The 11,119-nt window shown below is 67.8% G+C and carries 11 protein-coding genes; 5 read left to right on the top strand and 6 right to left on the bottom strand.

The window, feature by feature from the left end; all coding sequences use genetic code 11:
• Positions 1-23: 23 nt before the first annotated feature.
• The 3 genes from ACIQ7D_RS12025 to ACIQ7D_RS12015 all read right to left on the bottom strand — a co-directional run bounded on the left by ACIQ7D_RS12025 (position 24) and on the right by ACIQ7D_RS12015 (position 2,578).
• On the bottom strand, positions 24-611 hold the full coding sequence (locus ACIQ7D_RS12025; protein ID WP_403936429.1) for a DUF4276 family protein: 588 nt from the start codon (positions 609-611) through the stop codon (positions 24-26).
• A complete protein-coding gene (locus tag ACIQ7D_RS12020; protein WP_403936428.1) occupies positions 601-1,803 on the bottom strand; it encodes an AAA family ATPase in 1,203 nt (400 codons plus the stop codon). Before ACIQ7D_RS12020 ends, ACIQ7D_RS12025 begins: the two co-directional genes overlap by 11 nt.
• Before the next feature lie 118 nt (positions 1,804-1,921).
• Positions 1,922-2,578: an ATP-binding protein gene (locus tag ACIQ7D_RS12015; RefSeq protein ID WP_403936426.1), complete on the bottom strand. Its 657-nt coding sequence runs from the start codon at positions 2,576-2,578 to the stop codon at positions 1,922-1,924.
• 290 nt (positions 2,579-2,868) lie between these two features.
• Between ACIQ7D_RS12015 and ACIQ7D_RS12010 the strand changes: the two genes are divergently transcribed.
• Positions 2,869-3,744 carry a helix-turn-helix domain-containing protein gene (locus tag ACIQ7D_RS12010; RefSeq protein ID WP_403936424.1) on the top strand — a complete coding sequence of 292 codons (876 nt, stop codon included), beginning with the start codon at positions 2,869-2,871 and terminating at the stop codon, positions 3,742-3,744.
• 3 nt (positions 3,745-3,747) lie between these two features.
• Entirely contained in the window at positions 3,748-3,972 is a 225-nt protein-coding gene (locus tag ACIQ7D_RS12005) for a DUF397 domain-containing protein (RefSeq protein WP_403936422.1), read from the top strand.
• A 42-nt stretch (positions 3,973-4,014) separates the two neighbouring features.
• On the opposite strand, the gene ACIQ7D_RS12000 is transcribed toward ACIQ7D_RS12005, so the two are convergent.
• From ACIQ7D_RS12000 to ACIQ7D_RS11990, 3 genes are read right to left on the bottom strand one after another with little or no spacing between them, the layout of a single operon-like run.
• Complete coding sequence (locus ACIQ7D_RS12000) at positions 4,015-4,503, bottom strand: hypothetical protein (RefSeq protein WP_403936420.1); 489 nt, start codon at positions 4,501-4,503, stop codon at positions 4,015-4,017.
• Positions 4,500-5,642: a hypothetical protein gene (locus ACIQ7D_RS11995; protein WP_403936418.1), complete on the bottom strand. Its 1,143-nt coding sequence runs from the start codon at positions 5,640-5,642 to the stop codon at positions 4,500-4,502. Before ACIQ7D_RS11995 ends, ACIQ7D_RS12000 begins: the two co-directional genes overlap by 4 nt.
• Entirely contained in the window at positions 5,642-6,067 is a 426-nt protein-coding gene (locus ACIQ7D_RS11990; RefSeq protein WP_403936416.1) for a hypothetical protein, read from the bottom strand. The genes ACIQ7D_RS11995 and ACIQ7D_RS11990 overlap by 1 nt, the downstream gene beginning before the upstream one ends.
• 227 nt (positions 6,068-6,294) lie before the next feature.
• On the opposite strand from ACIQ7D_RS11990, the gene ACIQ7D_RS11985 reads away from it, so the two are divergent.
• The 3 genes from ACIQ7D_RS11985 to ACIQ7D_RS11975 all read left to right on the top strand — a co-directional run bounded on the left by ACIQ7D_RS11985 (position 6,295) and on the right by ACIQ7D_RS11975 (position 11,107).
• Positions 6,295-6,564 carry a type II toxin-antitoxin system Phd/YefM family antitoxin gene (locus ACIQ7D_RS11985; RefSeq protein WP_403936414.1) on the top strand — a complete coding sequence of 90 codons (270 nt, stop codon included), beginning with the start codon at positions 6,295-6,297 and terminating at the stop codon, positions 6,562-6,564.
• On the top strand, positions 6,554-7,030 hold the full coding sequence (locus ACIQ7D_RS11980) for a type II toxin-antitoxin system VapC family toxin (RefSeq protein WP_403936412.1): 477 nt from the start codon (positions 6,554-6,556) through the stop codon (positions 7,028-7,030). Before ACIQ7D_RS11985 ends, ACIQ7D_RS11980 begins: the two co-directional genes overlap by 11 nt.
• 102 nt (positions 7,031-7,132) lie before the next feature.
• On the top strand, positions 7,133-11,107 hold the full coding sequence (locus ACIQ7D_RS11975; RefSeq protein ID WP_403936971.1) for a phage resistance protein: 3,975 nt from the start codon (positions 7,133-7,135) through the stop codon (positions 11,105-11,107).
• The last annotated feature ends 12 nt before the right edge of the window (positions 11,108-11,119 follow it).

Raw genomic sequence — 11,119 nt, 5'->3', positions numbered from 1 at the left:
GGGACGGGTACGGGGCAGCCGTCTCAGAGAATGCGTAATCTCTGCATTGCTGTGCTCAATTCGCCGAGCCAGTGCCGGTACGCGGGGAGCTTCGCAAGTTTCTCCAGAGCTACTGTCTGCCCCAACCGGTCGAAGCCCCTTTCGACATCACGGCGCCCACCCAGGGCCGCCTTCAACACGGCCTTCGGATCCGCGATCTTTTCCACATCGTGGGGCACCTCCCACGCGGAGTCGCTGCCGGGTGACGCCTTCCGCAACGCATCGGCATCTGCAAGCATCCATGCCTCGGTCTCGCGTACCGGCACCAGGCCAACGATGCGGAAGGCATCGGCCGCGAAGTGCTCCCTGATCGCCTCGACCTTGGCGCGCTCGTTGTGATCATGATGGATCATCACCACATCGAAGTACTGGAGCAGTTCAGTTACTTCGCGAACCACCACGGCCCGTGGTGCCACGGTGAAGCACTCACCGGTGACGACTCCTGAATAGTCGAAACCGACTGCGGGGCGCTGCGCCATATCGGCGATCTGCCGGTCGATGAGTGGCGAGAGAAACCATTGGTCGCTGGCGCCCTCGGTGAGCAGGGCCAGGCTGAAATATCTACGCCCCACGCGCGAACCGTCCTACTGGGTCGAGGTATTTACGCACTTCAACGGGGGTCACGAAGGTCCCCCGTTCGCCGCTCGTGGCAACCTTTCTGGCCCGGGTCAGCCGGCGGGGTGGGAGCCCGTCGCCGAAGCGCGTCACCGAGTCCAGGAAGACGACCGATTTCGGGACTTCCTCCAACGCGGCGGCGAGGGCGACAGGAGAGTGCGATGTGACCAAGGTCTGCCGGCCGTTGCCCGAGGTGAGAGTCGCGAGGTCGCTGGTCCTTCCCCTCAGCCTGGACAGCAACTGCGGGACTCTGCCCGGGTGGAGTCCGTTCTCCGGCTCCTCGAACATGAGGATCCCCTCGTGAGCAGGGTCGTGGGCCGCTGCCAGCAGTGCCAGCACACGCAAGGTACCGGCCGACGCCGTACTGGGGCTCACGCGGTGCTCATGCCGGTGTTGGAGCCAGACATCCCACTGATCCCATGAGGTGTTGGCCTCCACCGTGATGTCGGCGAGGTCGGGAAGCAGTGCCACCGCATCCGCTGTGAAGTCGTACCAGCTCTCGGGATTGCGGGAGATCCTTCCCAGAACGGCTCCCAGATTCTTGCCGTCCTCCGCGAGAGGCGCGGTGTCGTACGTGGAGGAGACAACCCGCATCGCCTTTGGCGAGGGCTCGATGATCCGCCAATTCTTGGTGGCTTCGGCCAGCTCATTGCCGTAAGCACTCCGCTGCACCGGATTTTCAATGGCGTGGAGCTGTCCGTTGTCCGGCGACAGCACTGCGGGAGAGAAGGAAGACACGAGCCGGTCGTAGCCTTCATCGTCGCCGTGCCCATAATGATCGTGGACGTTGGTGACCTCGACATACACCCGCAGCGGATCCGGCGGGTCCGCGTAACCCACGGTGGCCACAACTCTGAGGTGGCAGTAGCCAAACTCGCCGTCCACGAGAACATCGGCTGCGATCCGCATCGTCCCCGACGGGTTGCCTTCCGGCCCACGCCGGAACAGTTCCTTCGGGCCGCCTCTGCGTGCGTGATCGACCAGCGTCTGCCCCGTCGGCTCCCGGATCAAGTGCCCGAGCAGGTCCACAGCCTCCAGCAGGTTCGACTTGCCGGAGGCGTTGGCTCCCATCAGAACGGTGAACGGCGCCAGATCAAGGGTGAAACCGTCGAAGGACTTGTACCCGTCGATATCGATCCGGGTGATCACCTGGGGGCCTCCTCTCCGCGCTCTCTCATGTGCACTGCGCCACCGTATCCATTTTCACTTCCTTCCAGTCCCCAGACGTGTGAGCGGCGCCGGAACCCGGCAGGACGCTGAGGGTCGATCACCCCGGCGTGGTCTCCGTGGCCCTGGGCGCGGCGAGGGTGCCCGCCTTCCGTACGGTCAAGGTCTCGCGGGACCGGACCCGTAGCGCCGGGCCCTTGTCCAGTTCGATGACGACATGGAGCGCGCCGTCCGCGTCCAGATCGCCGCGTACGCCGAGCGCCGTGCGCCAGGAGCCCCACACCCGTACGCATTGCCCCGGCAGAATCATCGCTGCGGGAACTTCGGTCGGAGGTGCGGGGTCCGATGCGACGGCCGTGGCTTTCAGCTCGGCCCAGACCGTCTTCCCGATCCCGCACGCGCGTTCCTCGACGCCCCAACGGTGAGCCAGCGCCTCCACGAGCATGAGCCCGCGCCCGCCCGTCTCGTTCTCGCCGGGGTGCTGAATCTCGGGTTTGCCGGACCCCGCATCGCTCACTTCCAGGCGGACCAGATGCTCGTGCGGCAGCCGCAGGATCCGTACACCGACCTGCCGGTCGCCCGGCACGCGTACGCGCAGCGCGTTGGTGACCAGCTCGGAGAGCACCAACTCCGAGTCGTCCAGCACGTCCTGGCCCACGGACCAGTCCCCGAGCGCCGCGTGCAGCATCGCCCGTGCTCGGGGGACGCTGCTGCGGCGCCGGGTCAGCCTGAAGGTCACTTCGTTGGGTTCACCCATGACAGCTCCTACCGATTCAGCGAGCGGTCCGAACTCCCGGTTGAGTACGGGCATCTGCTCGTCGATCAGCCGCCAGGCGTGGCGCGTCGGCCACACCGGGCGTGGGCACACTCGGCGCTCAAGCGAGTGCGTTCTGTAGCGATGACCAAGTTGGCATCTGGTGGCACGAAAGGTCAAGCCACTAGACTGTCCAATTGACAGACCAGTCGACAGTTCGAATTCGCTTCTCGGTAACGCGATGTGGTCGACCGGGCTAATCTCGTGATCGACTCGTGAGCAGAGGGAGCTTCATGTCCGCCGCCAGCAGTACGCCGTTGATGTCTCGTGTCACTCTCGGCCGGGCGCTACGCCGCCTCCGTGACGAGGTCAACCACCTGACCCTCGCGGATGTTGCGACGGCCATCGGCTGTGACATCTCCCTGATCAGCCGCATAGAGCTGGGCAAGCGCAACTGTTCCCACGAGCACTTCGCCAAGCTCATGGATCTCTACGACGTCTCGGAATCTGAGCGTGTCGGTCTTGCCGAGCTGCACACCGCCACCCGGGAGCGGCGTCAGCCTTGGTGGGCACGGTATGGCGAGGTCCTCACGGCTGAGTACGAACGTTTCCTCGGCTTCGAGGCTGCGGCATCGATTCTGCGCGAATATCAAGTGGGCATGATTCCGGGGCTGTTGCAGACCGAACGCTATGCGCGTGCGGTAATCGGGGCCGGGTTCGCCTCGTTGGGGCCGGACCAGATCGACGCGCTCGTTGAGGTCCGTGACCTGCGCCAGCGTCAACGGCTGCTGGAGACCGACCATCCGCTGATGTGTCACTACGTAGTGACGCAGGCGGCCCTGGAGTTTCGGGTGGGCGGAAGCGCGGGCCATCAGGAGCAGCTTCGGCACCTCCTGGAGCAGTCGGAGCGCGAGACCGTTGAGCTGAAGGTAATCCCCTATGAGAAGGGGGAAGAAGGAGCACAGATCGCTGCGTTCCAGGTCTTCGAGTTCGCTGATGATGACGTACCTGACATCGCCTTCGGTGAATCTGTCGCTGGTAACTTGACGCTGGATGACCCGCGGGACCTGCGGCGCCTGCACCGCATCTTCAACAACCTCTCCGGGGCGGCACTCGATCCCGACAAGAGCCGCGACCTGATCACCGGTATCAAGAACAAGGAAGATTGACTGATGGAGAAAGCCGATCTCTACTCGATAGACCCCACCAGGCTCTCCTGGCAGAAGAGCAGCTTCACCGCAGGTGACAGTCAGTGCTTCGAACTCGCACCCCTCCCTGCCGGAGGCGTCGCCGTCCGCGACTCGAAGAACCCCTCCGGCCCCCACCTCTGCTTCACCCCCGGCGAGTGGCAGGCGTTCAAGTCGGGCATGGCGGCCGGGGACTTCGACAACCTGTAGTGCGCGACCGCCAACGTTCGCCGGCCACGCGAACGCCGACCGTCACGACGTCCGGGGCAGCTCGAACACCCGGCATACATCGGGGTCCCCGAGTTGGTCGAAGAGCACGGTGGTTCCGTCCTTCTTGCCGACCCGAAGCTGCTTGACGGGTAGCCCCGCGCGTTCCTGGTCGTCCTCGAACCGGAGGCCAATACGGTCGCCCTGGCTCGGATCGTCCTCGATCCGCCAGGTGCCGTGGCCATCAAAGGCAGGGGGCTTCTTCCCCAGGATCTCGGGGTCGTCGCTCTCGGGCCAGCCGGTCACCGTGAAGCCCAGGGTGTTGTCACCGTTGTCCCTCAGCGTGAGGCGGGCCTCGTGGGGGCCCGCGTAGGTCCCGTACAGGTCGCTCCCGAAGACGTCCTCGACCGGAGCGGGACCGCACCGGCCCTGGTCCTCCGAGCACCCGGCGGTCAGTGACATCACCGCGATCGCGCTCAGCGCGAGAGTGGCGGTCGCCAGCTTCTTCCAGCCTGCCGATCGTGCGGTGCTCACTGGCTCTTCCCCGGGATGCGTTCGGTCCAGGTGACGGTCTGGCTCACCGCGCTCGTGATCGGGCCGTCGGCGATCTCCGCGTACTTCAGCCAGTCGTAGTAGCCGATGAAGTGCAGCGCGGACTCGGTGCTGGTGGTGTTGTCCAGGGTGTACTGGACCACCAGTGATCCGTCCGGATCGGTGCCACGGACCTCGTACTTGACGTTGTACGAGCCCATGAACGCCTCGCCGAGATGGTCGGGGTCGTTGGTCACGATGGCGGGCAGGTCCTCGCCGATCAGCTTCTTCGCCGCACCGACCTTGCCCGACTCGGAGATGGAGAAGGCCGCGCTGCCCTGTGTCTCCCCCGTCGACTCCCACTGCTCGACCGTCTGCCGGCGTATGTCCTTCATGCTCTCCATGGACTGCACCCGGTCGGCCATCGTGTCGCCGTTGGTGAAGTCCTTGTGGCGGGGGCCGAGGCCGGTCACGTAGTCCAGGCCGAGGCCGTACGGGGTGTCGTCCTTGCGCTCCGGGTAGGGGTCCTTGCCCTCCATCGCGCGCCCGTACGCGTTGTACTCGTCGGCGCTGATCCTGTCGGTGGAGTCGATCGAGCTGTGCTGAGGCTTGGTGTTGAACCAGGAGCCGATGCCGACGTCGGACATCAGGGTGATCGAGAGGTTCTGGTCCGCGATGATGCCCCGGCGGCAGATCTCGATGATCTCCTCCTGTGCGGCGTGCACCGCGAGGACGGAGTTCTGCCGCTGGTCGGCGGCGCGGAAGAGGTCTGCCGTGAGGAAGCCCGAAACCGTGCCCGAGCCGTTGACGGAGAGGCCCTTGTCCTGTGCGCGCCGGACGGCGTCCTTGAGGTCGCGGCGGATGATCTTGAGATCGCTCACGGCGTCGTCGAGGACACCGGACAGCGCCTCGGCGACCTTGTTCGCCGCCGTCAGCTGGCGTGCGATGTCGTCGATCAGCGTCCAGGCGAACGGAGCCGCAGCTCCTTCCCAATACCCCTTGTCCCGCAAGGGCTTGAGAACCTCGTCCATCATTCGCTTGGGCAACTTATCCGTTGTGGTGTGGGCCTCGCGCCACTTCTCGGCGAGATCGTCCAGTACGGAGAAGTCGGTGTCGAGCAGCTCACGGTAGAAGTCGGGCATCAGCTCAGCCCTCGCAGCGCGCTGAACCCCTGCTCGATTCCCTGGTCCGTACCCGTGTAGGCGTGGGACGAGGAACGCAGGCTCTCGGAGATCTTGGCGAGCCAGCCCTCGACGGCCTTGGTCTGGTTCTCCCAGTTCTTCAGGGAGGTCCGCAGGGCGGCGGCGCTCTCCCATCCGGCCAGCTCGCGGGCTGCCTTGGCGGCCGGTTCGCGCACCGAGCCGGCGGGGCCGTGGAATGCGTCGAACACCTCGTCGGCCACTCCCGCGGCCTTGGTCAGCACGCCCTCCGCGATGACCAGCGGAGTGCCGAGTCCCGGCGGGGCGACGCCCAGTGGCAGTGGTTCCAGTGGTCCGCGCGCGCCGGGTGGCAGTGGCAGGAAAGGCAGTTGCGTGTCGCTGTTCCCGGCGCTCGGTTCCGTGCTCATGCGGCGGATTCCCTCTCATCCCTGCGGACGGCCCCCGTAGGCAGACACTTCACAGAGGCTAACGCGGGACGCTGGGTGCGGTGAGGCCCGGTCGGGGGACTTCCGTGGCTGACGTGTTCCAGGAGGATCCGGCCGCGCGGCCGGATCCTCCTGCCGCGCGGTCGGCTGCCGTCCGCTGCGTGCTACCCAGTAGCACGCCATAGCACCGGTGTCGTACGATGCCCTGTATGTCGGCACAGCCAGAGATCACCCAGCGCGATCTCCGCAGCAGGTCCCGGGAGATCATGGACGCTGTCCAGGCCGGGCAGTCGTTCACGGTCACCCGTGACGGGCATGAGATCGGGGAGCTGATTCCGCTGCGGCGGCGCAGGCGGTTCGTACCCAGGGGAGAGTTCGTGGCGATGTCCCGAACCGCCTCCGGTTTCTCCGTCGACGCGTTCCGCGCGGATCAGCGGGACACCGCCGAGCAGGAGACGGACGACCCGTATGCCCGCTGAGCGCCGTCCGGCCGCCGCGTACCGGCAGGGGCTCCTCGACACCAACATCATGATCCTCCGCAGGTGGGTGGAGCCGGCGGAGCTGCCCGAGGAGATGGCGATCAGCGCCGTCACTCTGGCCGAGCTGTCCGCGGGGCCCCATGAGGTGCGCAGAAACGAGGAGCAGGACGATTACGACGAGCACGCCGAGCGCGCCAGGCGACTCGATGTCCTTCAGCGTGCGGAGAGCGAGTTCGATCCCATTCCGTTCGGTGTCGAGGCCGCCCGTGTCTACGGCAGGGTCTGCGCCGCCGTGATCGCCTCCGGCCGCAAGCCCCGGCGTCGCGTCGCGGACTTGATGATCGCGTCGATCGCGGTCGCCGAGGACCTTCCGCTGTTCACCACGAACCCGGACGATTTCAAAGGACTGGACGGAGTCCTTACGGTAGTGCCGGTGACGCGCCCCAAAGTCCTCCACGACCGATGAACCCGCGTCGGCACCTGCGCCGAGCCCGCGCCCGGCGACGGTGTGCTGCCCGTATGAACGAAGAAGACGACGACGGAACGGAAGACCCAGCAGACCATGGCCATGGCTCCGAACGCGCAGACGGCCCCCCTCCTCCGCGACGTCATCGACATCAAGACGTCCATCTCGACCTCCGACTTCGTTCTCAAGCTCGCGGAGGCGGTCACCGAGGAGGGCGCGGCCCGCGCGTTGCGGGACTACGTGGTCACCGACCGGCTGCTGGAGAACTTCGACGAGGCGCTCGGCCTGATCAAGGCGGCGCTGGACGGGCATACGTCGAAGGCGGCGTATCTGCACGGATCGTTCGGTTCCGGTAAGTCGCACTTCATGGCCGTGCTGCACGCGCTGCTGCGCGGCGACCCGGCCGCCCGGTCGCAGGACCACTTCGACCCGGTGCTGGGCAAGCACGAGTGGCTGGCGCAGGAGCGGAAGAGGTTCCTGCTCGTGCCGTACCACATGCTCGGCGCGAAGTCGCTGGAGCAGCGGGTCCTCGGCGGGTACGTCAGCCATGTCAAGGCGCTGCACGAGAACGCGACCACTCCGCAGGTGTACCGGACCGACGCACTCTTCGAGGACATCCGGTCGCTCCGGCAGCGGATGGGGGACGAGGCGTTCATCGCGGGGCTCGCCGAGGCCGCCCCCGCGGAGGCTCCGGATGCCGGGGGCGGCACGGGGACCGTGGACGCACCGCTGGGCGTGGACGCACCGGCCGGCGAGGACGGTCTCGACTGGGGCGAGCCGTTCTCCTGGACCTCCGCCCTGCTGGACACCGCGCTCGCCGCCGAGGAACTGGACGGCGGCGAGGTCAGGCTGAACACCATCGACCCGGAGACCCCGGCAGAGCTGCGGGCCAGGCTGGTGCACGACGCGAGCGTGACGTGGTTCCCCGGGTTCGCGAAGAACGCGGCCGAGGACGAGCACGGCTTCATCTCGCTGGACGCCGGGCTGCGGGTGATCGCCGAGCACGCGAAGTCGCTCGGTTACGACGGGCTGATCCTCTTCATGGACGAGCTGATCCTGTGGCTCGCCAACCGGGTGCACGATCAGAAGTTCGTCTCCCGCGAGGCCGACAAGATCACCAACTTCGTGGAGGGCGCGGACTCCCGCCGGGCCATCCCGGTCGTGTCGTTCATCGCGCGCCAGCGGGACCTGCGCGAACTGGTCGGCGAGGAGACGTCCGGGGCGGCCGAGGCGGCGATCCAGGACAGTCTGCGGCTCGCCTCGGGCCGCTTCGACACGATCACGCTGGAGGACCGCAACCTGCCGCAGATCGCCCACGCGCGCCTCCTCAGGCCGAAGGACGCCGAGGCCGAGGCCAAACTGGACGCGGCCTTCGCCCGGGTCAAGCGGGTCGGGCCGCAGGTCTGGGACGTACTGCTGGGGTCGGACGAGACGACGACGGGCGCGGACGAGGCGTCGTTCCGGCTCACGTATCCGTTCTCACCCTCCTTCATGGACACCCTGGTCCATATCTCCTCCGCGCTCCAGCGTTCCCGTACCGGCCTGAAGCTGATGGGCCAGCTGCTCGCCGACCACCGGGACGACGCGACGCTGGAGAATCTGATCCCGCTCGGCGATCTGTACCCGGTGATCGCGGACGGTGGCGACAAGCCGTTCGTGGACAGCCTGAAGGTGGAGTTCCTCGTCGCGGACAAGCTGTACCGCCAGAAGCTGCGGCCACACCTCCTCGCCACGTACGAGATCACCGAGGAGGACATCGAGCGCTACCGGCACCGGCGCGAGACCCTCACCGACCAGAAGCTCATCGGCCGCTGCAAGGGCTTCACCGGCGACCACCGGCTGATCTGCACCCTGCTGCTCTCGGCGCTCGCGCCGAGCGTGCCCGCGCTGCGGGACCTGACCATCCGGCGGCTCGGCGCACTCAACCACGGGTCGGTGGTCTCGCCGATCCCGGGCGCCGAGGTCGGCGTCATCAAGGCGAAGGTCGACGACTGGGCCTCGCGCTTCGCCGAGATCAAGGTGACCGGTACGGACGCCAATCCGGGGGTGCGGCTCGAACTGGCCGGGGTGGACGTGGACTCCGTCCTCGCCAACGCCAACGTCAACGACAACCACTCCAACCGCCGGTCCCTCGCCAAGCGGCTGCTCGCCGACGAACTGGGCCTGGACCTCCAGGACCGCCTGGTCGCCGACGAGCTGAACCTCGTCTGGCGGGGCTCGAACCGTACGGTGGAGATCGTCTTCGGCAATGTCGGCGACCCGGACGCTCTGCCCGACCACGACTTCTCACCCAGCCAGGAAGGGCTCTGGCGGCTCATCGTCGACTTCCCGTACCAGGAGGGCGAGCGGGGCGCCGTCGAGGCCGCCAACCGGATGCGGGGCCTGCGGGAACTGCCCGGTGTGCCGCCCAGGACCGTGGCCTGGATCCCCACCCGCCTGTCGGCCGCCCGGTACGCGGACTTCCGCCGGCTGGTCGTCATCGACTACGCGCTCTCCGACCAGCGGCGCTTCGACACCGTCTACGCGCAGCACCTCAACGCCGACAACCGGGCCCGTGCCCGGGTGCTGCTCGAAGGACAGCGGGAATCGCTGCTCAAGACGGTGAAGGTGGCGTTCAGGCAGGCGTACGGCTGCGCGGACAAGACCCCCGGCGAGGTCGACGTGTCCTTCAACGATCACGTCGACGCGCTGCCCGCGGTGTCCGAGCTGAGAGTGTCCATCGGGCAGAGCCTGCACGACGGGGCCCGGCACATCGCGAAGAAGCTGCTCGCCCACCAGTTCCCCGCCCACCCGGACCTCGACCCCGACGGTACGAACACGGCCGTCCGGGCCGGCGATGTACGGACCGTGTTCGCCCACATCCGGGCGGCGGCGGAATCCGGCGACCGGCAGGCCGAGATCCCGGCCAAGGACCGGACCGCGATGCGGCGCGTCGCGGCGCCGCTCGGGCTGGGCCGGCAGAAGGAAGCGTACTTCCGGCTCTCCAACCGCTGGGTGGACCACTTCAACCTCCAGGCCCGCACAGGGGCGGGGCCCGGTGACCTGAGCGTCGTCCAGCTCACCCAGTGGATCGACCGGCCGGAGCCGATGGGGCTGGAGACCTTCCTCGCCAACCTGGTGATCGCCTCCTACGCGGAGATGGATGACCGGGTGTGGGTGCGGGCGGGTTCGCTGCTCGACCCCGCGCCCGAACCGGCGGCGATCAAGCCGCAGGACGCGCTGCGCTCGCAGCCGCTGCCCGAGGAGTCCGCCTGGGAGGAAGCCGGGAAGCGGTGCTGGGAGATCTTCGGCGAGCAGCCGCCCAGACTGCGCCGGGGCCGGATGGTCGGCCAGTTCGCCCGGCTGATCATGGGCAGGGCCAAAGCGTTCAAGCCGCACACGGACAGTCTCGTACGGGAACTGGAGCGGAACTCCGGCCTCCTGGGCCTGGACGGGGCCGACGAATCGGGCAGGCTGGCGCTCGCCCGGCGCTCCCGAGACCTGCTCGACGAACTGGTCGCCCTCGACCAGGGCCCGGCGGGCGGCTCCGCGGCGGCCAAGCAGATCATCACCGCCTTCGCCGCCTTCGACCTCGGCGAGGCTTCCGCCGGCCGTTACGGGGCCTCGGTCAAGCAGGCCGAAGCGGTGGCCGGCGCGCTGGCCACCGCGACCTGGGACATGCTGAAACTCGCGCCCAACTACGGCCCCCAGGGCGAGGCGGTGCTCCAGGCGCTGCGGGGCGCCGCGCGGGCCGACCAGCGGACCTCCCGTCTCGAGGACGCGCTGAAGGAGGCACGGCGGTCGATCGTCGCCGTCATCGAGCGCAGCCAGGCCGAAGCCAGGCCGCAGCAGCCGGACCCCGCCCCCGCACCGGAGCCCGCGCCCCTCACCACACCGGGCGCGGTCAGCCTGAACGACGACAGTGCCCGGCCGCCCGTACCCACCACGCACCCGGTGCGCAGCCGCACCGTGCGCCGTTCCGGTGGTGGACAGGCCAAGGTGACCCAGGCGGTCGACCGGCTCCGCGCGGAGCTGGAAGCACTGACGGCGGCCGAGCCCGACGCGACCATCGAGATCAACTGGCGGGTCGTGGAATGAGCGGAACGAGGC

Origin of the sequence: Streptomyces sp. NPDC096310 (assembly GCF_044763125.1) — a bacterium.
GTDB lineage: Bacteria > Actinomycetota > Actinomycetes > Streptomycetales > Streptomycetaceae > Streptomyces.
This window is presented reverse-complemented; position numbering and strand designations above follow the sequence as displayed.